We start from the raw sequence: 20,946 nt of genomic DNA, 5'->3' as shown, positions 1-20,946 counted from the left end.
CTAAGTGCTAGATTTTGCAAGAGAGGGGGTAGGCAGGGGCGCAAGATACAGACCCCCGCTCTTGCAATTTCAATGGCTTAGAAATTGCGCTCAGCTCTTGAATACGTCGAGATTCCGGTATCGCAATTCCTAAACCAGTGAAATTGCTTTCTCGCCCGCCAAGGGCGAGATAAAAGGAAGCGCATTTGCGTTTCACGGCGCCCAGTTCTTCGGCGGCGTTACGCCGTTCAGATGATAATTGCCGACCAGATGATATTTCCAGCGGGTGGGATCCTGCAGCGTGTGGGTGCGGGCATTGCGCCAATGGCGGTCGAGATTGAGGCCGATGCGCGTCGATGAGGTGCCGGCGAGTTCGAACAGCGTGTTCGAGGCTTCAATGGCGATTTCCGTCGTCAGCGTCGTTGCTGCCGCCACGCCAAGCGTGGCGTCGATCACATGGTCTTCGGTCGGATTGATCTGGGCGATATCGATTTTCCGGCCCGCAAGATCCAGCAGTGCCGCCGCCGCCTCGATGCGGACGGCGATCTGGCCAATCCTGGCAATGGTCAGCGGGTCGTCCGCCGCTCGCTCGACGCCGCTGTTCATCCAGGGGCGAGCGCTGGTCCTCACGAATTCCACGGTTTCGGCAAAGGCGGCCCTGGCAATGCCGAGATCGATGCCGGCATGGATGATCTGATCCACCGGACCTATGGTCGTCGGCCGTTCGAAACCTGCATGATGGTCAAGGACGGCGTCGGCGTTGACATAGACATTGTGCAGGATGGTCGTGCCGCTGCCAGAGGTGCGCTGGCCGAAACCATCCCAGTCGTCGATGATCTGGATGCCTTCGGTGCCGCGTGGGACGAGGGAGATGCTCAGTTCATCCCGCGCATCGAGCGCTGAGATCGCGATCCAGTCGGCGAAAAGCACGCCGGCGGCATAGGATTTGCGGCCATTGACGCGATGACCAGGCCCGTCCTGCGTCAGGCGAGTATTGTCTTGTCCGACCGTTGCAGTGCCGGGTTCGGAGAGGGCGTTGCCGAAGCGATCGCCGGCTAGTGCCCTTGCGAAGAAGGCGTCCTTCTGCTCTTCGCTGCCGCCGGTGCGTAGCGCCTCGAGAATATAGAAATGGTTCCGTGCAATTTCGGCAATCGAAGGATCGGCTTCCGCCAGGATGGCGACGATTTCGGCGAGAATGGAATTGGAGATGTCGAGGCCGTCATATTCGGAGGGCGTGGTGATGCCGAGCAGTCCGGATTGCGACAGGGCCTCCACTTCCTCGTAGGGGAGCACGCGGTTGATGTCGCGGTCGCTCGCCTGCTGCGCGAAGCGGGCGGCCAGCGATCGGGCGATCTGCAGCGCTTCTTCTTCGCTTTGAATGCGGTGTGCGGGCGGCCTGACATGCTCGTGCAACTGCGAAACAGTTCCCATCCATCACTCCATCAGCCGATGGCATATTCAGTGACTTAGCCTTGCCAAATCGATAAGATCTTAATTTCTATAGATGTACTGTACATTAGATTTTCTTTGCTTATGCCGATCTAGCTGTTTGGCATAATAGGCGTCGAATGGAGAAATTGTAAGCGCGCGGCTCGACGGCCGCCGATTGCCATCCAGGAGAGCGCTATGGTCGCGACATTGATCGTTCCCGGTTTGAACGGCTCCGCCGAGGGGCATTGGCAGCGCCATTGGGTGCGCGATCATACGGCTGCAACCATCGTTCGCCAGTCCTCCTGGGCAAGGCCGGCGCTCAAGGATTGGCTGGCGGCGCTGGAGACCGAACTGGAGCGGGCGGAGGAAGTATGGCTCGTCACCCATAGTCTCGGGTGCCTGCTTGCCGCAAACCTCGCAAATCGGCCTGCTGCGCGCCATGTGAAGGGTGCTTTTCTGGTCGCGCCTTGCGATCTCGGGCGGACGGAGCGGCTGCATCCCGGCGCCATCGATTTCGGTGCGATGCCGACAGGGTCCCTGCCGTTTCCGAGCCTCGTCGTCGGCAGCCGGGACGATCCCTATATGGATTTTGCGAAACTTCGCCGCTATGCCGCGCAATGGGGCAGCGAGTTTCACGATCTCGGCCATGCCGGCCATATCAATATTGCCAGCGGTTTCGGTCGCTGGGAGCAGGGCTATCGACTGTTTTCCGATTTCGCCAAGCCGCTTGAAAACCAAAGGAATAAGCGCGCAAGATCGCGATTGTACGACGTTCTGTGCCCGGCCATGTCGTAGGGCGCCACTTGCCGTCAAAAACGCCGGTCGCAAGAAAGCGCTTGCTACCGGCGCATTTTCGCGCTTTCATATACGACTAAATAAGTAGACTATATGAGCAACCACATTCCTCCAGGCCAATGGGCTTGCAGTATGAAGGTTGACGAAGGGAACAGGGTTTCGCGCTGGAGCGGAAACCCGCCTGAAGCATCCCTCTTTCGGATGAGAGCCGAAGTGGGAAATGCACTTCAGGTTCAAGGAACCAAAGCGGCCCTTGTGTGTTTACGGGCGCGCAGCGCTTCGCGGCCTGATGGCTGCGAACCGTATGAGGTTCACCGGCAAGGTATCAGTATGCCCTTAGAAAAGCATGATCGACCACCTCGCCCCCCAGGAGTTGATATGACGGTTCAGGGATTTTTTTCCGCCAAGGCAAATGCCGCGGCACAGGCCTATGGGATACCGCGCATCGCCGTTATCGGCCGCGGCTTTTCCGGCATGATGATGGCGATCGCCTTGATGAAGACGGTGCGGACGCCATTTCACCTGCAGCTCTTCGATCCCAATTCCAGCGTCAGCGGCGGTCAGGCGTTAGCCTCCGGCCATAGCAGCGAAATCCTCAACAGCCGCGTGCGCGATCTCTCGGTCTCCGCCGGCGATCCTGATGATTTCAACGATTGGCTCTGTAGCAACGCTCCGTTTCGCAGTGCCGTACCGGCGGCGATACCGGGATTTCTGCAGATCTTCGTGCCGAAGAGCATTTTCAGCGATTATGTCTATCAGCGCTTCTCCGAGGCGCTGTCTTCGCGACGGGATATTACGGTGCAGGTCAGTGGCGAGACGGTGGTCGGCCTTCGCCGTGGCCGTGGCGGCCGTTTTCTGGTGGAAAGCGCCGGTGTCGCCAATCCGGTGTTCGACATGGTGGTCCTGGCGACCGGTTACGGCATTGCCGATGACCAGCCGCAGAGCGGCGAGCCCGTGGCAACGCCGACGACGGTGCGCGCTCGTCGCCTGGTGTCGCGCCCGCATACCGTCTTGCTCGGCAGCGGCCTGCGCGTCGTCGACCGACTGCTGCAGATGCGCGATAGCGGCTATGACGGCCAGATTACCCTCGTTTCCAGACGCGGCTTCCTGCCGCAGAGCCATACCCGCAGCAACGCCGATCCGGTCTTTCCAGCCGAAGCGATGCCCGGCAATCTCAGCGAGATCGTCCGCTTCATTCGCGCGGCCTGCGAAAATGCCGAGGCCAACGGGCAGAACTGGCAATCAGTCATGAACGGCCTGCGAAAACATGCCCGTTCGCTCTGGCGGTCGCTGCCGGCAGGCCAGAAGCAGCAATTCAACCGCCATCTGCGCGCCCTTTACGACAGCCACCGAAATCGTCTGCCGGAGGCGCTGCATGTCCGGCTGCAACAGGAACTCGCGGAGGGCAACACGTTGTTGCGTCGCGGACACTTCCTGCGGCGCACGCCGACCGGCTTGACGATGAGGCCAGCCGGCCAGCAGGGCATTGAGCAGATCTATGCCGACGAGGTGATCGACTGCCGCTGCCAGGCGCCAGACCTCACCACGCCGCTGATGCAGAGCCTGATCGATGCCGGCCTTGCCATGCCGGACGAACTCGGCCTCGGCCTTGCCGTCGAGGCCACCGGCGCGCTTTCCGTGGATGGTCGAACGACGGATGGGCTTTTCGCTGTGGGGCCACTGGGGCTCGGGAGCCTGCCGGATATCGATCTGGTGCCGGAGATCGTGATGCAGGCCTATGCGGCGGCGGAAGGCATTGCCAGGCGGTTCTATCCGCAATGCAAGGCGGTGTAATAGAGCCGTCTCTCGCTGGTCAACGGTGGCATGGCCCGGTGCTCGCGTTCAAGAGAGCCGCCAATCGGCATCGATTTCATCGTGATCCTGCGAAAAGGGTGACTGACGGCGAGTTTCGCCATTGCCGCCATTCGCTTATGGACCTATCTCCCGAGGGCAGTGTTGGGAGACAGGCAATGGCAGCAAAACCGATCGTTTGTACGCCGGAAGAGGTATTAAGCTTCTGGTTCGAGGAGTGCACGAGCGAGGACTGGTTTCGCTCGACCGTCAAACTCGACGAAGAGATCTATCGTCGGTTTCGCGACACGCATCTGGCTCTGGCGGCAGGGGTGAGCGATCTCTGGCGGGCAACGCCGGGAAACCGGCTGGCCTCGATCATTGTCCTCGATCAATTCCCCCGCAATATCTATCGCGGCACTCCGCTTGCTTTCGCAACCGACGGCTTGGCATTGCAGGAGGCGAAAGCGGCTTTGGAGGTTGGCGCTGATCAAGAGATGCCGGCGGAATGGCGAGCGTTCTTCTATTTGCCGTTCGAGCATGCCGAGAATCTTGCCGAGCAGGAACGCTCGGTTGCGCTTTTCCAAGCGCTCGGCCTGGACGAACAGATCGACTATGCGCTTCGGCATCGCGCCGTTATTGCCGCTTATGGCCGTTTCCCACATCGCAACGTCATGCTTGGGCGCGTATCGACAGAGGCCGAGAAAGAGTATCTCGCCCGTCCAGGAGCGGGTTTCTAAGGGGATAAGGGCGGCAAATGCCTTTCTGTCGCCTTTCTTTGCCTTACAAGGCTTACGCGTAGGGACTATGAAATGTGCAATCGCGGTATAGGTAGATTCCGTTCTTTCATTTCTTCCGCGCGGCGAATCCGTTTATTGAGGCCGCCAGCGACTTTATCCGCGACGAGGAGCTTTGCTTGCGCCTGCTGAAACACCGCCTCCGTTTTCTGTCCTTGCTGCTTTTGGGATTGAGCTTTGCCGTGCTGGCAAGTCCTTTGGCCGGCGGGCATGCCTTTGCGCAGGATCAGCAACAGGTACAGCCGGCCCAGCAATCGGATCAGCCAGTGCAATCGCCGCCGCTCGCCAATGGTTTGCTGGACGCTGCCGTCGCCGATCTTAACAAGGCAAAGAAGGATTTCTCCTCGATCGAGGACGCTTCCAAGAGTGAAGGCGCGGACGACGATACGCTGGTGGCATTGTCCGGTCGGGCCGATGATCTCAATCGCTCCGTCGCGGCGCTCTCTGCGCGGTTGAAGCCACGCTTTGCCGAGATCGATACGCGTCTGACGCAGCTCGGTGCTGCTCCCAAGGAAGGACAGCCGCCGGAAGCGCCGATCGTTACCCAAGAACGTGACCGGCTCACGGCCGAACGCTCGCAGATCAGCGCCGTCACCCTTGATGTCGATAATCTTGTTGCGGCGACCAACCATCTTTCGATGCAACTTGTCGAAATGCGCCGCAAGCTGTTCGCTGAAACGCTATTCAAGCGCACAGGGATTTCCGCGGGAACCTTCGAGGATGCTGGAACGGCGTTTGTCGATGAGGGCGTAAAGTTCAGCGATGCGATCACAAGCTGGATCGGCTTCGTTGTGAAGGCAAAGCTTGGGTCGCTCCTTGCCGCCGTCTTTCTGTCGCTGACCGCGGCCATGATTTTCCTGTTGGGCGGCTACCGGCTCTTCGGACGTTATTACGTCCGGGACGAAAACATCGAGAACCCGCCTTATATCAGTCGTCTCTCCGTTGCCTTCTGGTCGACATTGATCCGAACGCTATCGCTGGCCGCCTTTCTCGTCACGTCCTTTTTGAGCCTTTCGAACTTCAATGTGCTGCGGCCGGATATTGCGCCGGTGCTGGCGGCCTTCTTCGGCTTCATCTGGCTGGTCTATTTCGTCGGCCGTTTGAGCAATGCCGTTTTCGCGCCTTTCAGGCCGCATTGGCGGCTGGTCAAGCTGTCGAACAAGGGTGCGAAGTCGCTGAGCTGGTGCATGCAGGCCATGGCTGTCGTCAACGGCCTGGATTATGTCTTCGACCGCATCAGTGAATCCATGGGATCGCCTGTCGTCGTCACGGTGGCGAAGAGCTTCTTCGCCGCGCTGTTGATCGGCCTGATCCTGATCACGTCCTCCTTCGGCAAGCCGATTCTCGCCAAGAGCGGTGATCCGGATGCCCCCGGCCGTCGCTGGCCGCACGGCATGGCGATCATCCTCCGGGTACTCGGGACGTTGCTGATCTTCACGGCCGTCATCGGCTATGTCGGTCTGGCGCGCTTCATCGCGACGCAGCTGATCATGACCAGCGCCGTGCTTGTCACCATGTATATCGGCTTCCAGCTGGGCAAGGCCGTGTCGCGGCAGGGCGTCTTTGCCGAAACGATCATCGGGCGTTTCCTGGAAAACCGCTTTAAGCTCAGTGATGTCGCGCTCGATCAGGCAGGGCTCGTCGCCGGCCTTGCGACCTATGCGGTCGCTCTTCTGACCGGCATTCCCCTGATCCTGCTGTCCTGGGGCTTCCATATCCAGGATCTGGAGCTGTTCGCCTATCGGCTGTTTACCGAGATCCGCATCGGCAATATGTCGATTTCGCTGGTCGGTATCCTTGCCGGCGTCCTGCTGTTTGCCGGCGGCTATCTGGTGACGCGCTGGTTCCAGCGCTGGCTGGACGGCAATGTCATGGCGCGCGGCCAGATGGATCTGGGCGTGCGCAATTCGGTCAAGACCGGCATCGGCTATCTCGGTATTGCCCTGGCGGCCATCTTTGCCATTTCGGCTGCCGGCATCGACCTGTCGAGCCTGGCGCTTGTTGCCAGCGCGCTTTCGGTCGGTATCGGTTTCGGCCTGCAGAATATCGTATCGAACTTTGTTTCCGGCCTGATTCTTCTCGTTGAGCGGCCCTTTAAGGTCGGCGACTGGATCGTTTCCGGCGCCTCGGAAGGCATCGTCAAGCGCATCTCGGTGCGCGCCACCGAGATCGAGACCTTCCGCAAGCAGTCGATCATCGTGCCGAATTCGGAGCTGATCAACGCTTCCGTTGGCAACTGGACGCACCGCAACCGTCTGGCGCGCTCGGAAATCCCGGTTTCCGTCAGCTTCGAATCCGATCCCAGGAAGGTGATGGATATCCTGCTGGAACTGGTGCGCAGCGTTCCAAAGGTGCTGAAAAACCCGGAGCCGCACGTTGAATTCCTGCGCTTTGGCCCATCCTCGCTTGATTTCGAGATGCGCTTCTATCTCTCGGATCTCTCCGACGGCATGGAGATTCGTAATAGTTTGCGGATCGAAATCCTCAAGCGTTTTCGCGAGGAGGGCATTTCCATTCCCTATCCGCATCAGGAATTGCATATTGTTCGCGACGGCAAGCGGGGCAAGCCGAGCAGCATTCTCGCGGAATCGGCGGACGGGCCAGAAGGCGAGAGCGTAGAGGTTGTGAAAGAGATCGTTTCTCCGGCTACGCAACAGCCGGCGCAGTCATCGGAAACCAAAAGCGTCGGCGGCCGACGCGGCAGGGCGCCGGCAGAGTGATACGGCCGGACGGGTTTGTGGCGTCGACCGTCTGAAATCAAAAAAAGAAAGTATAGAATAAGGATGCTCTGGTTTCGAAAGACTAGGGCATCGCTTGGTATCCAGATACGAGCCGGGTGCTCTGGCGGCTGCTTTCTTCATCTATGGGAAACCAGTCGACTTAACAAATACTCAAAGGCTTTGCTGTAGAAACTCGGACGAGGCGGAGTTTTTATTAGCAGGTTTTATCATGTCATTTTTGGGTATTTCCGGAATGCAATATTCCGGTGGGTCGCTTTCCGGAGCACGCATTCTGCTTGCCGAGGATTCGAATGTCTTTACGTCGATGATCAGCACGAAGCTCAAGGAGCTCCTCGACATCGACATTGAAATCTGCCGCAACTTTGAAGAGTTGCAGCTTGCCTATGACAAATCGTCGGAGCCGATCCGGCTGGCGATCTCCAACATCAATCTGCCGGGTGCGGAAAAAGGGGAGGCGCTGGAATATCTCATCGACCTCAGTATCCCGACGATCGCCTTCACCGGCACTTTCCTTGCGGGCATGCGCGACGAGCTGATCGCCAAGGATGTTGTCGACTATATTCTCAAGGACAATGTCTTTGCCGTCGATCTGCTGGTGGAATCGATCTGCCGTTTCCTCACCAATCATCGCCATCATGTACTGATCGTCGACGATAGCGCCACGGCGCGCGCGTTGCTGTCCAGTCGCCTGAAGCGCTATAATTTCCGCGTAAGCGTGGCGGAGAACGGCGCCAAGGCGCTGGAAATCCTCAAGGCAAACCGCGACATCGGTCTGATGGTCACCGATTACAACATGCCCGATATCGACGGCTTCGAACTGACGCGCCGCATCCGCGCCAGTATCGGTTCGCATGAGCTGCGCATCATCGGCGTCTCGTCCTCAACCAATCGGCTGCTCTCGGCGCGTTTCCTCAAGGCCGGCGGCAATGACTTCATGTTGCGGCCGTTCATCGATGAAGAATTCTACTGCCGCGTGAACCAGAATCTCGACACGCTGCTGCAGATCCAGTCTGTGCGGCAGGTCAGAATGAGTGCCTGACATGTTGGAAGGGGAGAGCCATGAATGTTCGATCAAGAAAAACATGAGGATGATTCATGTTTTTCCCGAGATTTGTACAATCTATGGTTCCGCTTTCTTCACGAATCCCGGTCACGATGGGGTCGATAGCACTGCCGTTTCGTCCGCTATAGCGATGACGAACAGGCCGTGCCAGGCGGTTCGGAGGGCGTGAAAGAAATGGTGGTCCGCGTGGATTTCCTCAGTGATGGCCAAGGTCATCGCCGTGGCAGCCAGGAGATACTTCTGGTGGAAGATTCGCGCATGTTTTCTGCTGTCCTTGGCCACCGCTTCCAAACAGAACTTGGACTTAATGTCACCCACTGCTCTTCGCTGAAGCAACTGAACGAAGTGCTTGCGATCGACGGGCATGGTTTCACTATGGCGGTCGTCGACCTCAACCTGCCGGATTCGCCGCATGGCGAGGCGCTGGATGTCGCTATCGCTCACCATATTCCGTCAATCGTCTTTACCGCATCCTTCGATGTGGCGATGCGCAGCCGCATCATGGAGCGGCGCATTGTCGACTATGTCCTGAAGGACAATGAATTCGCCCTCGACAATCTCGTCTCCTCGGTCAGGCGCGCCATCTCCAACCGGAGTACGCGCGTGATGGTGGTGGACGACATGCCCTCGGCACGGCGTGTGCTGGTCGAGATTCTGGAGGCACAGCAGTTCAAGGTCGTTGAAGCCGGTTCCGGCGTTGAAGCCCTGTCGGCGCTCGAGGAATACAGCGATATCGAAATGGTGCTTACCGATTATCATATGCCCGATATGAACGGTCAGGAGCTGACGCGGCGCATTCGCCATCGCTTCGGCTCGGATCGGATGCGCGTCGTCGGCGTCTCCTCTTCGAATGATCGGCTGCTTTCAGCGGCCTTCCTCAAAGCCGGCGCCAACGACTTCATTTACCGCCCCTTCGTGGAAGAAGAGCTGCAGTGCCGCATTGCGCTCAATGTCGAGACACTGTTGCAGCTCAAGCAGTTGCGCGTTTTGGCGGCGAGCGACTATCTGACCGGGCTCTACAACAGGCGGTACTTCTATGATCAGGGTCCGAGGATCGTGAACGAGTGCCTGCGCCGTCAGCGACCGAGTTCGGTCGCGATCCTCGATATCGACCATTTCAAGAAGCTGAACGATACCTACGGTCACGAAATCGGTGACCAGGTGCTGAAGGCGGTCGCCGACCGGCTCAGATCCCTGTTCGAAGGCAGCGATAGCTTGTTGTCCCGGCTCGGTGGTGAGGAGTTCGCCATTCTCTTCACGGAGACGGATTCACGCGCCGCTACCGCCATTTGCGACGATGTGCGCGTCAGTCTCTCGAACCTGAAGGTCAATGCCGACGACGAGGAATTGTCGGTGACCGTATCGATCGGCGTGGCGGAGATCGCCGGCTACGAGGCATTCGAGAATTATCTCAATGCTGCCGACCAGTTTCTCTACATGGCGAAGCACAATGGCCGAAACCAGGTCTACTCCGACTTCAAGATGACGAAAGAAGCGGCCGAGTAGGCCGCTTCGATTTTTGATTGGGTAGCAATTTCGGCTTCAGATCACCACGCCGGTGCGATTGTTCGACATGGTGAGCTTGCGCTCGGCACGCTCTTGCTGCGGCGAGCGATTGTAGAGTTCGCGATAACACTTGGAGAAGTGGGAGGCGGAGACGAAGCCGCAGGCAACCGCCACTTCCACGACCGGCATGGAAGACTGCACCAGCAGATGGCGGGCGCGATCGAGGCGAATTTCGAGATAGTAACGAGCCGGCGAGCGGCCCATTTCCTGGCGGAACAGACGTTCGATCTGGCGGCGCGACAGCCCGGCATCGTCGGCGATCTCAAGCAGCGACAGCGGCTCGGCAAGATTGCTTTCCATCAGTTCGATGATCGACAGCACCTTGGCGTTCTGGACGCCGAGGCGGGCGCGCAGCGGCAGGCGCTGGCGGTCGTGGGGGCTGCGGACGCGATCGGTCAATTGCTGCTCACAGACGCGGTTGACGAGGTTCTCGCCAAAGTCCTGGCCGATCAAGTTCAGCATCATGTCGAGCGAAGCGGTGCCGCCGGCGCAGGTGTAGAGATTGCTGTCGACCTCGTAGAGATCGGCATAGACTTCCGCCTGCGGGAAGGTCTCGGAGAAGCCGGGGAGGTTTTCCCAGTGGATGGCGCAGCGCTTGCCGTTCAGGAGACCTGCCTGGGCGAGCACATGTGCGCCCGTACAGAGGCTGCCGACGGCAACGCCGCGATTGTAGGTCTCGCGCAGCCAGGCATTGACCGACTTGTTGTTGAACTCCTCGACATAGATGCCCGAACAGACCAGCACCATGTTCGGCCTGTTCTCGCCGCCGAGATAGCGGCGCTCATCGGCGAGCGCCGAATTGACCTCGAGGCCGATGCCGCTGGAGGAATAGACCTTCTGGCCGTCGGTGGAGGCAAGCCGCCAGGAGTAGGCCGGGTAGCCCAGCATGCGGTTGGCGATCCGCAGCGTTTCAACCGCCGCGGAAAACGGCAGCATGGTAAAATGGGGTACGAGAAAGAAAACCAGGGAACGCGTCTTAATCGGAGTCTTGCTCATATCGGGAAAATCCATGCTCCAGGACCATTGCGTATACCTTGCGTCAAATGCGTCGGCTCGATGGTCTAATAGCGACACTGGCATGGATAATAGCGGCCGCAAAGAGATATTTGTGCTGGCTCATTAAAATTGCCGGAGGAAAGAAAGCGGGCCGGGTAGCCAAGCAATTCCCTTAGATGGTCAAATATATATGGGGATCATAATCAAGATAAAAGAAAAGCGGGCTTCTATGCGCCAAATGTTCGAAAGGCGACACTCGTTTCGGTTGAGCGTCGCCCTTAGAATTTAGAAGTTATCACAATCATCGCGTGGCCTTGGGATTGTTGGTTTCGTTGGCAACCGGCCAGCCGAGATCCTTGCGCATGTCGTCCGAAAGGGACTCAAGCTCGCGCTCGGAACGCCACTGCTGCCAGCGATCGGCGATGCGGGTGATAAATGGCACATAACTACCGCTCGCCGGGAGCGTGCTCCGCGTCCTGCCGGTGTCTCTATAGATAATCGTCGTCATTTCCAGGTTCCTTTCGGTTTTTAGATGCCCGAAAGGTCGCGACCTTTACGAGCTAATATGAAGTTGGTTCACGTATCAATCAAGCGAATAGATCTTATAGCTGCCATGAGAATTATTGAACGATGGAGCTTTCGCGGGCTTTCGTTCGTGGGCCGATAGCATCCGATCCGGCGGCAAGCCGCGTGCGTTGACGTCGTCGATCAGATGGGCTGGAAAGCGCGCCACGATCTCATCGAGCGTGTGCTGTGCCGTCCGCTGGACGACGCGGACACGCATGAGGTTGAACAGGCGAGATGCCTCGTAAAGTACTGTGCCAGCCATGGTCGTGCTCCTTTTCGGCTGCCTTATCTATTTCGTTAGGGCTAATATGGTCCCGCGTTGACATTCAGACAAACGAAATGATATGGTGCTTAAGATCAGAAAAATTGAAGGATGCCGATATGACCGTACCGTTTCGCCGGCCCATACCGCTGCTCGACAATGAAGTTCTGCGCACCTTTGTCGCCATCGCCGAGACCGGTAATTTCTCCACCGCCGCCGATGCGGTCTTTCGCACGCCGTCGGCCGTCTCGATGCAGATCAAGAAGCTGGAAGAGCAGCTTGGCGTGACGTTGTTCTTGCGCGACGCCCGTTCCGTCAGTCTGACGCAGCATGGCGAAATGCTGCTTTCCTATGCCCGCAATATTCTGGCGCTCTCCAATGAGGCGGTATCCCGCTTCATCATGCCGGAGCTTAGCGGCGTCGTGCGTCTCGGTGCCCCAGATGATATCGGCGAGCGCCTGCTGCCGAGCATCCTGAAGAGTTTTTCGGAGAGCTACCCGAGCATCATGGTCGATGTTGTCGTGGATATGAGTATCCAGCTGAAGAAGCGCATCGAGGAGCAGCGGCTGGATTTGGCGCTGATCAATTGCGCAACGCGGCCTTTCCCGACGGAAGGCGAGGTCATCTATACGGAGCGCCTGGTCTGGGCGGGCGCCAAGTGTGGCACGGCCTATCGACGCGATCCCTTGCCAATCTCGATCTGGGAAGACGGTTGCATCTGGCGGTCGGAAGCATTGGCCCAGCTCGAACGGCACAAGCGCCCTTACCGTGTCTCCTATCTCAGCGCCCATACGATGGCGCAGCGCGCCGCTATTGTCTCCGACCTCGCGGTCGCGCCGTTTCCGCGCTCCTACATTGGTGAGGACATGGAAATTCTCGGACCGAATGAGGGCCTACCGGAACTCACCTCCTTCGACATTCGCCTGCTGACGGCATCGCAGATGACGGGGCCGATGAAGGCGGTGGCCGATAGCATCCGCGAAGCTTTCGTGGAGATCGGACGCAGAGTGGCGGCGTAAGGGCAAAGCCCAATCAGGCGGCACGACCGAATTTGACGAAAGTGGTTTTTTACTGTGCTGCGACAAGTGCGTAAGCTCTATCGCTCGTCGCAGGGGAGATTGCCATGCCGAAAATCAACGTCGCCGCCGTGCCGAAACGCAAGGGCTCGGGTTATCCGGCGCCCTTCGATGCGCCCCTTGTCGAGCGCATACGGCAACGGCTGGGCAATGCCGGTGGGCTCACCGATTTCGGGATCAATCTCATGCACCTGCCGCCGGGCAACTGGTCGAGTCAGCGGCACTGGCATTCGCACGAGGACGAATTCGTCTATGTGCTGGAAGGCGAGCTGACGCTGATCGAAGACGAAGGTGAGACGGTGCTGCGCGCCGGTGATTGCGCGGCCTTTCCGAAGGGTACTGGCAACGGCCACCACATGATCAACCGATCAGGCGCGACGGCCGTTTATCTCGAAATCGGTTCGCGTCAACCCGCCGATATCACCACCTGCTCGGACATCGACATGATGAGCACCAATGCCGATGGTCGGTTCGTGCACAAGGACGGCACGGCTTATCCCGAACCTTAAGGTCCCAGCCTTGCAATTACTCGCGGCTGCGACGACGTCTGCGGCCGCCACCGTCGCCGCCCGCATCGTCGGCGGACTGCTTGCGTTCCGGTAGGGTCACGACTTTCGACAGCTCCGGGAAGGCATCGACCTTGTTCGGCAGCGCCATGGCGTAGACGAAATGCTCCTGAAACTTTGATTCAAGCGCCGTCTCTATCTTCTCGATTTTGCTCACGGTTTCCTCGATCTCGCGGCGATAGCCGCGGTTGAGGAGCGCCATGCGCGCGCCGGTGCCGGCGGCGTTGCCGACCGCTTTCACCTTGTCGAGAGCGCAATCCGGTATCAGGCCCAGCACCATCGCATATTTCGGATCGATGAAGGTGCCGAAGGCACCGGCAAGGCCGATGCGGTCGACATGATCGATGCCCTGCTTGTCCATCAACAGCTTGACGCCGGCATAAAGCGCGGCCTTGGCGAGCTGGATGGCGCGCACGTCATTCTGCGTGACCGTAATGCGCTGTTCGCCGTCGCGCAGCAGGTAGGAATAGGTGCGGCCGTTCTGCAGGATACGCGGCGAGCGCGCCATCATGCCGCCGTCAACAACGCCGTCCTCGGAGATGATGCCGGCAAGAAACATCTCGGCGACCACTTCAATGATGGCCGAGCCGCAAATGCCGGTGACGCCGACGGTTGCGGCGGCTTCGTCAAAACCGGGCTCGTCCGACCATGGTTCGATGCCGATGACGCGGTAGCGTGGCTCGAGCGTCACAGGGTCGATGCGTACGCGCTCGATTGCGCCGGGAGCAGCACGCTGGCCGCTGGAAATCTCGGCGCCTTCGAAGGCTGGGCCGGTGGGCGAGGAAGCGGCGACGACACGATGGCGATTGCCGAGGACGATTTCGGCATTGGTGCCGATATCAACCAGCAGCATCATCTCGTCCTGCCGGTGCGGTCCTTCGGCCAGTGTCGCAGCGGCTGCGTCGGCGCCGACATGGCCGGCGATGCAAGGCAGCATGTAGACGCGCGTGCCGGCATTCATCGGCAATGCGATCTCGGCCGAGGTCAAATGCACCGCACCGGACACGGCAAGCGCGAATGGGGCACCGCCAAGTTCGGTCGGGTCGATGCCGAGAAAGAGGTGATGCATGATCGGATTGCCGACGAAGACGGCGTCGAGAATGTCCTGGCGCGACACGCCTCCATCGGCGCAGACCTTGTCGATCAGCCCATTCAATGCCTCGCGTACAGCATTGGTCATGGCGGGGCGGCCGTCCGGGTTCATCATCACGTAGGAGACGCGGCTCATCAGGTCTTCGCCGAAGCGGATCTGCGGGTTGGATGTGCCGGCGGACGCCACGGTGCGGCCCGACAGCAGCGAAGAGAGATGCATGGCGATCGTGGTCGAGCCGATATCGCAGGCGATGCCATAGGCTTCGTTCTTGAGGCCCGGATAGAGTGCAATCAGCCGTGGGGGATCGCTCTCATGATCTCGGTGGATTGCAGCGGTGACTTTCCATTCGCCTTTGCGCAGGATCGACTGCACCTGTGGGATGATGTGAAAATCGACGTCGAGATCGTCGTATTTCCAGTCGGCGGCCAGTGCCGCTTTCAGCCGATCGAGATCGCCTGTCGGCTTGTGCATGTCCGGCTCTTCAACCTCGACGTAGCACATATGCACGGCCGTATCGCGGGCGATAATGCGCTCGTCGACGGCCTTGCGGACCACCTGCGCATTGATCACCGTATCCTGCGGCACGTCGATGACGAGATCACCCTGGATCAGCGCCGAGCAGGAAAGGCGGCGTCCATCCGGCAGGTCGCGCACCTCGGCATAGCGCTTTTCCTTCGGGCCGATCGGCGAGAGATGGTCGTTGGCGGAAACAATCTTGTGCTTGGCGAAATTGCCTTCCTGTACGGAGACCTGACAGCGCCCGCAGGTCGCGCGGCCGCCGCAGACGCTTTCGACATAGACGCCAAGCTGCCGTGCAGCTTCCAGCACCGGCGTGCCGACCGCGAAACGGCCACGCTTGCCGGAGGGCATAAAAAGGACCAGGGGATTCGTGCTGTCGCCGGCTTGAGCCACGGATCAGCCTTTCTGTTTGCTGAGGCGGCGCACGTTCGATCGAACACGCTTGCTATAGGGCTTCACCGAAGCCTGGGCGATTGCATCGGCGGCGCGGCTCGATGAGACGCGACCACCCGTTGCCATTGCCGTCATTGCCGCGATGCCCTGCTGAGCGAGAGCCATATTGGTTGCAGTCGCGCTTTCGGCCGCGGCCATCATCTTTTCGGAGACCATGCGATTGATTTCCGTGGAATTCACGCCGCCGCCCGTCATTGCGGTCATCCACATCTGCGACAGGCGCATGGAGATCACCATGGGCGCCTGAAACCACAACGTGGCGAGGTCGTTGGTAAGTTTCTGGCTTGGATAGGTCATCGCTATTCCCTCGCTGCGCTTGCGCCGGCTCGTGCCGCGCGCCCACCACGCCGACCACCGCCACCAGCCGCCGGAGCAGCTGCGGTCGGGGCGACGCCACCTTCCGCCTGCTTATAGTCGCGGTAGGTCATGATCCAGTTGGTGCAATTGGCGTCGGTGCCGTTCAGCACGTTGGCGGCGCGCACCGCTTCCATTTCCTGCGGGCGGCAGGGGTTCATGATCGCCGAGGTCATGCCCGCACCGATGACCATCGGGATGAAGCCGGCATTGATGCCATGGCGGTGCGGTAGGCCGAAGGAGATGTTGGAGAGGCCGCAGGTGGTGTTGACCTTCAGCTCGTTGCGCAGGCGATGCAGCAGCGCGAAGACCTGGCGGCCGGCGTCGCCGAGCGCCCCAATCGGCATGACGAGCGGGTCGACGATGATGTCCTCAGGCTTGATGCCGTAGTCCATCGCGCGTTGGACGATCTTCTTGGCGACGGCGAAGCGCACGTCCGGGTCCATGGAGATGCCGGTCTCGTCGTTGGAGATGGCAACGACCGGCACATCGTATTTCTTGATCAGCGGCAGGATGGCCTCGAGCTTTTCTTCCTCGCCGGTGACGGAGTTGACCAGCGGCCGGCCCTTGGCGACTTTCAGCGCCGCCTCAATGGCAGCTGTCACCGAGCTGTCGATCGACAGCGGCACATCGACGAGGCCCTGGACGATTTCCAGCGTCTGCACCAGCAGGCCCGGTTCCGTTTCGTTCGGGTTGACCGAGGTGACGCCGGCATTGACGTCGAGCATGGTCGCGCCAGCTGCCACCTGTTCCAGCGCATCCTTGATGACGGTATCGAAATTACCCTCGATCATCTCGGCCGCCAGCTTCTTGCGCCCCGTCGGGTTGATGCGTTCGCCAATCACGCAAAAGGGCTGATCGAAGCCGATGATGATTTCGCGGGTGGCGGATGCAACGATGGTGCGCGTCATGTCTGATCCTCTGGTCAGTTGGCACGATAGAGAAGATCTATCGTGCCGCGATGGGGGTTACAAGCGGGCCGGGCTCCTCCGCCCGCCGCTTGATTTCAATGCGTCTGATGCGGCGGATGGTGAGCGGCGGCTTCGGCCATTTCCTGCTGGTTCTCTTCCTTGCCCTCGCGGATGCGTTCCAGTCTCTCGGCGACCAGCGCGTCGGTGCGGTTGGCCTCGTGCTTCCACGGCCGGCGGCCTTTCAGCACGCCGGAATCATGCACCATCTCTGCAACATATTCTTCCTGACGATAGGCCATGACGTGGACGCCGGACACGCCCTCGATCTCCTTCACCTCGTTGATGATGTCGATGCAGAGCTGCTTGCCCTCTTTCTTCTGATCCTCGGCGCCCTCGATACGCTTGATGATCTCATCCGGAATATGCACGCCCGGCACGTTCGAGCGCATCCAGCGGGCAGTCTTGGCGGAGGCCAGCGGCCCGACACCGACCAGGATGAAGCATTTTTCATGCAGGCCGAGATCGCGGACCTTCTTCATGTAGTCGCGGAACATCGGCACATCGTAGCAATATTGGCTCTGGACGAACTGAGCGCCGGCCTCGATCTTCTTCGCCAGCCGATAGGGACGGAAGTCGTAGGGCGGCGCAAACGGGTTGATGGCCGCTCCGAGAAAGACCTTCGGCGGCGAGGTCAGCTTGCGGCCGGAGAGAAATTTCGCATTGTCGCGCATGACGCGCACGGTTTCGAGCAGCGACATGCAATCGAGATCGAAAACCGGCTTGGCGCCTGGCTGGTCGCCGGCCTGCACACCGTCGCCAGTCAGGCACATGATGTTGCAGACGCCCATGGCGGCAGCACCCAGCACGTCGCCCTGGATGGCGATGCGGTTCTTGTCGCGGCAGGCGATCTGCATGATCGGGGCATAGCCCATACGCGTCAGCAGCGCGCAGATGCCGACGGAGGACATGTGGCAATTGGCACCGGAAGCATCGACCGCGTTGATGCCGTCGACCCAGCCGGAGAAAATGGCGGCGCGCTCATAGACATCTTCCGGGTTGGCGCTGTCAGGCGGGTTCAGCTCGGCTGTGACGGCAAATTCGCCGCGACGGAGCACGCGCTCCAGGCGTCCCAGCGAGGAATGGCCGGGCAAGGGATCGAGCGGCAGATGGGCGCCCAGCGGATTTTCATCGATATGCGCCATCGATCAGGATTCCTTGCTTGCCGCTTCGCGGGCAGCGGCGGCTTCCGCCGTCACACGCAGCCAGGAAGAAGTCTCGCGTAGCGACTGATTCACCGGCTTCTGCACGTTCAAGATCGCATCGCCATAGGCCATGTTGCGCGAGCCATTCCAGGCCTGCACCCAGACGCAGGGCATGTCGGGCTCGACTTCGCAATTGCCGTTGGCGCGCACGCCGCCGCAGGGGCCGTTGCGCAACTGCTTCGGACAGTTCATCGGACAGGACATGCCGGTCGATGACAGCGCACATTGGCCGCACATGCGACAGTCGAAGAGGAAGCCCTTCACATTGCGCTCGACAAAGGTGATGGGACGTTCGATGCGCTCGTAACCGATTTTCTTCCAGAGTGGATGCAGCAGCAGAAAAGCATCGGCGAAGCGGCGGTAGAACCATTCGAGGAAGCGCGAATGGCGCACGGCCCAGAGGCGGACGGTGTATTTGCGCCGTGCACGACGGTTCGGCGAGACGCCGGCGGGCGTATAGGCGCCGCTGGCAGCTTTCGCGCCCGGGGCGGCATTGCCCGGTTTCAGGGCGGGATCAGCCATTGTCGCGGCCCCCGGCCTTTACCAGCGCAATGAGACGTTCCCGGTCATAGGCGGTTTCGAGCTCGCTTGCGGCTTTGTCGGCCTCGGCTTCCAGATCGTCGGAGACGGGTACGGGATCGGCCTTGCGCCATTCAGCCAGATAATCGTCTGTCTCGGCGGCGCCGGTACGCATGGCGCACATGTCGATCGCTTCGGTGAAGCGCAGAGAGAGCTCACGCTTCGCCGCCTGCCGCCCCTTCTTGATGATCACCTGGGCCGGAATATCCCGCCAATAGACGACAATGCGATCCGCCATGCAGAAGTTCTCCTCTTTGATCAAGAATGCACGTCCGTCCACCCCGGGACTGCGCTTGCCACGACGCGGCACATGCCGAAAAACGACGCTCTATCCAAAGCACCTTCACAAACGGCAGTAAACTTCGCCGTCACGCAAGGTGGCAAGTGTTTTAGGCCGTGATTCAACGCCTTCGATGGTGCCCAGCATGGCGATATCGCAGGGAGGCCGCAAGCGGCGATATGGGATGGAATGTCGTAATCAGACAGCCAGCAATTCACGCGCGAGATCGCCATAGCCGGTGAAGCGATATTCGTAGTCCAGGCGGAGAAAGGCGGCCGCGGCTTTCGCCTTTTCCTGTAGTGCCGGATCCTCTTCTTGCGAGAGATAGACGACCTTGCGGTAATTGCCGAAATACATGTCTCGCAGCTCCGGATGCCGGTCGAGGCCAAGCGGTACGATAACGAAAGCTTCGAATTGGCGGGCGAGGAAATCGGTGAGAAAGAACGAGGTGATATCATCCTCGCGGGCGGCAAAGGCCTCGTTGCCGCTGAAGAAGGAATAACAGTGCGGGCCGGAGAGGCGTTCGATACCCTCGCGCTCACAGATCTTGTCGATGTCACCGCCGGTGCCGCAATCGGCATAGCCGATGAAGATCGTCTCGAAGCCGCGCGCGCGTGCGTTTGCGATCGCTTCTTCCAGGGCGGGTGCGATCTTCTGTGGGTAGGAATGGTAGATCGCGGGAAGACAGTGCAGGTCAATGTGATCGAGACTATTAATTCTGGTGACCGCCAGTATCTCGCGCGCGATTGCTCCGCACGCGATCACATGAACCTTTTGCGATGTTGTGCGTTTCTTGGGCGGAGGCTTTTTCTCCGCCTTTTGCCGATCAATATCCATTCCGAGAGGGTTCCCGATCATGACTTCACCGACATTCACCAAAATCGCCGCCGCCTGCGCTGTTCTTATGCTGCTGGCTTCATGCGCCAACACAATTCGTGGTGTGGGCAGGGATACGGCCAATGCCGTCAACGCGACGGAAGATGCCGGTCATACCGTCAAGAAGGCTGCCCAATAACCAATTTGGGATGCCAATAGGCCGGCGACAACCTTTCGGTTGTCGCCAGTTTGGAATTCGCTGCAATCAGGCTCGTGCAGCCATGCTGTTGTGCTTGCGCTTCATGAAGTCCTTGGCGGTCTCAACCGCCACGGCCGCATCGCGGCAATAGGCATCGGCGCCGACAGCCTTGCCGAATTCCTCGTTCAGCGGCGCGCCGCCGACGAGAACGACGTAATCGTCGCGCATGCCCTTTTCCTTGAGCGTATCGATAACGACCTTCATATAGGGCATGGTCGTCGTCAGCAGCGCCGACATGCCGAGAATGTCAGGTTGTTCGCGCTCGATGGCATCGAGATAGTTTTCGACCGGATTGTTGATACCGAGGTCGATGACGTCGAAGCCGGCTCCCTCCATCATCATACCGACGAGATTCTTGCCGATGTCGTGAATGTCGCCCTTGACGGTGCCGATCACCATCTTGCCGAGCTTCGGCGCGCCGGTCTCCACCAGCAGCGGCCGCAGGATAAACATGCCGGCCTTCATCGCATTGGCGGACAGCAGCACTTCGGGAACGAAGAGAATGCCGTCGCGGAAATCGATGCCGACGATACGCATGCCCTCGACGAGTGCCTGCGTCAGGACATCATAAGGCGTCCAGCCGCGTTGGAGGAGGATGTTGGTGGCTTCCTCGATCTCCTCCTTCAGTCCGTCGTAAAGGTCGTCATGCATCTGCTGCACGAGTTCCTCATCAGAAAGTTCCGCGAGAATGATTTCGTCGTCAGACATGCGCTCCATCCCATTTTCGTGCAGTGCATCGGAAGCTTGTATAAAATACTGCCTCATTAAGCGATAAACCTCAACGATGACA

General features: G+C 59.5%; 21 protein-coding genes. 9 read left to right on the top strand and 12 right to left on the bottom strand.

The window, feature by feature from the left end; translation table 11 throughout:
* Positions 1-192: 192 nt before the first annotated feature.
* Positions 193-1,410, bottom strand: coding sequence for an SfnB family sulfur acquisition oxidoreductase (locus PMI03_RS19915; protein ID WP_007696846.1), 1,218 nt, complete (start codon positions 1,408-1,410; stop codon positions 193-195).
* 195 nt (positions 1,411-1,605) lie between these two features.
* On the opposite strand from PMI03_RS19915, the gene PMI03_RS19910 reads away from it, so the two are divergent.
* The 6 genes from PMI03_RS19910 (at position 1,606) to PMI03_RS19880 (ending at position 10,103) form a co-directional block, all read left to right on the top strand.
* On the top strand, positions 1,606-2,205 hold the full coding sequence (locus PMI03_RS19910; RefSeq protein WP_007696844.1) for an alpha/beta hydrolase: 600 nt from the start codon (positions 1,606-1,608) through the stop codon (positions 2,203-2,205).
* Positions 2,206-2,583: 378 nt separating this feature from the next.
* Positions 2,584-3,999 (top strand): FAD/NAD(P)-binding protein, encoded by a 1,416-nt coding sequence (locus tag PMI03_RS19905; RefSeq protein WP_007696841.1) that lies wholly within the window; start codon positions 2,584-2,586, stop codon positions 3,997-3,999.
* Positions 4,000-4,175: 176 nt separating this feature from the next.
* Positions 4,176-4,736: a DUF924 family protein gene (locus PMI03_RS19900; protein ID WP_007696839.1), complete on the top strand. Its 561-nt coding sequence runs from the start codon at positions 4,176-4,178 to the stop codon at positions 4,734-4,736.
* A 176-nt stretch (positions 4,737-4,912) separates the two neighbouring features.
* Positions 4,913-7,513 carry a mechanosensitive ion channel family protein gene (locus tag PMI03_RS19895; protein WP_007696837.1) on the top strand — a complete coding sequence of 867 codons (2,601 nt, stop codon included), beginning with the start codon at positions 4,913-4,915 and terminating at the stop codon, positions 7,511-7,513.
* Between the two features lie 229 nt (positions 7,514-7,742).
* A complete protein-coding gene (locus PMI03_RS19890; RefSeq protein ID WP_007696834.1) occupies positions 7,743-8,573 on the top strand; it encodes a response regulator in 831 nt (276 codons plus the stop codon).
* A 198-nt stretch (positions 8,574-8,771) separates the two neighbouring features.
* Positions 8,772-10,103, top strand: coding sequence for a diguanylate cyclase (locus PMI03_RS19880; protein ID WP_007696831.1), 1,332 nt, complete (start codon positions 8,772-8,774; stop codon positions 10,101-10,103).
* Between the two features lie 36 nt (positions 10,104-10,139).
* Here the strand turns inward: PMI03_RS19880 and PMI03_RS19875 are convergent, their stop codons facing one another.
* The 3 genes from PMI03_RS19875 to PMI03_RS19865 form a co-directional block, all read right to left on the bottom strand.
* Positions 10,140-11,159 carry a GlxA family transcriptional regulator gene (locus PMI03_RS19875; RefSeq protein WP_007696829.1) on the bottom strand — a complete coding sequence of 340 codons (1,020 nt, stop codon included), beginning with the start codon at positions 11,157-11,159 and terminating at the stop codon, positions 10,140-10,142.
* Positions 11,160-11,460: 301 nt separating this feature from the next.
* On the bottom strand, positions 11,461-11,667 hold the full coding sequence (locus PMI03_RS19870; RefSeq protein ID WP_007696826.1) for a hypothetical protein: 207 nt from the start codon (positions 11,665-11,667) through the stop codon (positions 11,461-11,463).
* A 75-nt stretch (positions 11,668-11,742) separates the two neighbouring features.
* Complete coding sequence (locus tag PMI03_RS19865; RefSeq protein ID WP_007696824.1) at positions 11,743-11,988, bottom strand: hypothetical protein; 246 nt, start codon at positions 11,986-11,988, stop codon at positions 11,743-11,745.
* 77 nt (positions 11,989-12,065) lie between these two features.
* Here PMI03_RS19865 and PMI03_RS19860 point away from each other — a divergent pair, with 77 nt between their 5' ends.
* Positions 12,066-13,007: a LysR family transcriptional regulator gene (locus PMI03_RS19860; RefSeq protein ID WP_174005839.1), complete on the top strand. Its 942-nt coding sequence runs from the start codon at positions 12,066-12,068 to the stop codon at positions 13,005-13,007.
* A gap of 104 nt (positions 13,008-13,111) precedes the next feature.
* Entirely contained in the window at positions 13,112-13,573 is a 462-nt protein-coding gene (locus PMI03_RS19855) for a cupin domain-containing protein (RefSeq protein ID WP_007696818.1), read from the top strand.
* 16 nt (positions 13,574-13,589) lie between these two features.
* On the opposite strand, the gene PMI03_RS19850 is transcribed toward PMI03_RS19855, so the two are convergent.
* The 7 genes from PMI03_RS19850 to PMI03_RS19820 form a co-directional block, all read right to left on the bottom strand.
* Positions 13,590-15,593: an ASKHA domain-containing protein gene (locus PMI03_RS19850; RefSeq protein ID WP_052034293.1), complete on the bottom strand. Its 2,004-nt coding sequence runs from the start codon at positions 15,591-15,593 to the stop codon at positions 13,590-13,592.
* A gap of 45 nt (positions 15,594-15,638) precedes the next feature.
* Positions 15,639-15,992 (bottom strand): hypothetical protein, encoded by a 354-nt coding sequence (locus PMI03_RS19845; protein ID WP_007696814.1) that lies wholly within the window; start codon positions 15,990-15,992, stop codon positions 15,639-15,641.
* 2 nt (positions 15,993-15,994) lie between these two features.
* The gene (locus PMI03_RS19840) at positions 15,995-16,960 is read right to left on the bottom strand and encodes a methyltetrahydrofolate cobalamin methyltransferase (RefSeq protein ID WP_007696811.1); all 966 of its coding nucleotides are present in this window, start codon (positions 16,958-16,960) and stop codon (positions 15,995-15,997) included.
* Positions 16,961-17,055: 95 nt separating this feature from the next.
* Complete coding sequence (locus tag PMI03_RS19835; RefSeq protein WP_007696807.1) at positions 17,056-18,162, bottom strand: methylenetetrahydrofolate reductase; 1,107 nt, start codon at positions 18,160-18,162, stop codon at positions 17,056-17,058.
* Between the two features lie 3 nt (positions 18,163-18,165).
* Positions 18,166-18,744 (bottom strand): methylenetetrahydrofolate reductase C-terminal domain-containing protein, encoded by a 579-nt coding sequence (locus PMI03_RS19830; protein WP_007696806.1) that lies wholly within the window; start codon positions 18,742-18,744, stop codon positions 18,166-18,168.
* Complete coding sequence (locus PMI03_RS19825; RefSeq protein WP_007696804.1) at positions 18,737-19,039, bottom strand: virulence factor; 303 nt, start codon at positions 19,037-19,039, stop codon at positions 18,737-18,739. Before PMI03_RS19825 ends, PMI03_RS19830 begins: the two co-directional genes overlap by 8 nt.
* A gap of 240 nt (positions 19,040-19,279) precedes the next feature.
* Positions 19,280-19,918, bottom strand: coding sequence for a DUF1638 domain-containing protein (locus PMI03_RS19820; protein ID WP_007696801.1), 639 nt, complete (start codon positions 19,916-19,918; stop codon positions 19,280-19,282).
* A 19-nt stretch (positions 19,919-19,937) separates the two neighbouring features.
* On the opposite strand from PMI03_RS19820, the gene PMI03_RS19815 reads away from it, so the two are divergent.
* On the top strand, positions 19,938-20,096 hold the full coding sequence (locus PMI03_RS19815) for an entericidin A/B family lipoprotein (protein ID WP_007696798.1): 159 nt from the start codon (positions 19,938-19,940) through the stop codon (positions 20,094-20,096).
* 66 nt (positions 20,097-20,162) lie between these two features.
* Here PMI03_RS19815 and PMI03_RS19810 read toward each other — a convergent pair whose 3' ends face one another.
* Positions 20,163-20,864: a cobalamin-binding protein gene (locus tag PMI03_RS19810; RefSeq protein WP_012651716.1), complete on the bottom strand. Its 702-nt coding sequence runs from the start codon at positions 20,862-20,864 to the stop codon at positions 20,163-20,165.
* Positions 20,865-20,946 lie beyond the last annotated feature (82 nt).

Origin of the sequence: Rhizobium sp. AP16, assembly GCF_000281735.1 — a bacterium.
GTDB lineage: Bacteria > Pseudomonadota > Alphaproteobacteria > Rhizobiales > Rhizobiaceae > Rhizobium > Rhizobium rhizogenes.
This window is presented reverse-complemented; position numbering and strand designations above follow the sequence as displayed.

Coding starts and splice junctions, on each gene's coding strand:
- PMI03_RS19860 (WP_174005839.1), top strand. CDS start 12,066: ATGATATGGTGCTTAAGATCAGAAAAATTGAAGGATGCCGATATGACC.
- PMI03_RS19835 (WP_007696807.1), bottom strand. CDS start 18,162: ATGGCGCATATCGATGAAAATCCGCTGGGCGCCCATCTGCCGCTCGAT.
- PMI03_RS19875 (WP_007696829.1), bottom strand. CDS start 11,159: ATGAGCAAGACTCCGATTAAGACGCGTTCCCTGGTTTTCTTTCTCGTA.
- PMI03_RS19825 (WP_007696804.1), bottom strand. CDS start 19,039: ATGGCGGATCGCATTGTCGTCTATTGGCGGGATATTCCGGCCCAGGTG.
- PMI03_RS19910 (WP_007696844.1), top strand. CDS start 1,606: ATGGTCGCGACATTGATCGTTCCCGGTTTGAACGGCTCCGCCGAGGGG.
- PMI03_RS19900 (WP_007696839.1), top strand. CDS start 4,176: ATGGCAGCAAAACCGATCGTTTGTACGCCGGAAGAGGTATTAAGCTTC.
- PMI03_RS19890 (WP_007696834.1), top strand. CDS start 7,743: ATGTCATTTTTGGGTATTTCCGGAATGCAATATTCCGGTGGGTCGCTT.
- PMI03_RS19905 (WP_007696841.1), top strand. CDS start 2,584: ATGACGGTTCAGGGATTTTTTTCCGCCAAGGCAAATGCCGCGGCACAG.
- PMI03_RS19855 (WP_007696818.1), top strand. CDS start 13,112: ATGCCGAAAATCAACGTCGCCGCCGTGCCGAAACGCAAGGGCTCGGGT.
- PMI03_RS19815 (WP_007696798.1), top strand. CDS start 19,938: ATGACTTCACCGACATTCACCAAAATCGCCGCCGCCTGCGCTGTTCTT.
- PMI03_RS19880 (WP_007696831.1), top strand. CDS start 8,772: ATGGTGGTCCGCGTGGATTTCCTCAGTGATGGCCAAGGTCATCGCCGT.
- PMI03_RS19870 (WP_007696826.1), bottom strand. CDS start 11,667: ATGACGACGATTATCTATAGAGACACCGGCAGGACGCGGAGCACGCTC.
- PMI03_RS19820 (WP_007696801.1), bottom strand. CDS start 19,918: ATGGATATTGATCGGCAAAAGGCGGAGAAAAAGCCTCCGCCCAAGAAA.
- PMI03_RS19810 (WP_012651716.1), bottom strand. CDS start 20,864: ATGTCTGACGACGAAATCATTCTCGCGGAACTTTCTGATGAGGAACTC.
- PMI03_RS19830 (WP_007696806.1), bottom strand. CDS start 18,744: ATGGCTGATCCCGCCCTGAAACCGGGCAATGCCGCCCCGGGCGCGAAA.
- PMI03_RS19865 (WP_007696824.1), bottom strand. CDS start 11,988: ATGGCTGGCACAGTACTTTACGAGGCATCTCGCCTGTTCAACCTCATG.
- PMI03_RS19845 (WP_007696814.1), bottom strand. CDS start 15,992: ATGACCTATCCAAGCCAGAAACTTACCAACGACCTCGCCACGTTGTGG.
- PMI03_RS19915 (WP_007696846.1), bottom strand. CDS start 1,410: ATGGGAACTGTTTCGCAGTTGCACGAGCATGTCAGGCCGCCCGCACAC.
- PMI03_RS19840 (WP_007696811.1), bottom strand. CDS start 16,960: ATGACGCGCACCATCGTTGCATCCGCCACCCGCGAAATCATCATCGGC.
- PMI03_RS19850 (WP_052034293.1), bottom strand. CDS start 15,593: ATGCCCTCCGGCAAGCGTGGCCGTTTCGCGGTCGGCACGCCGGTGCTG.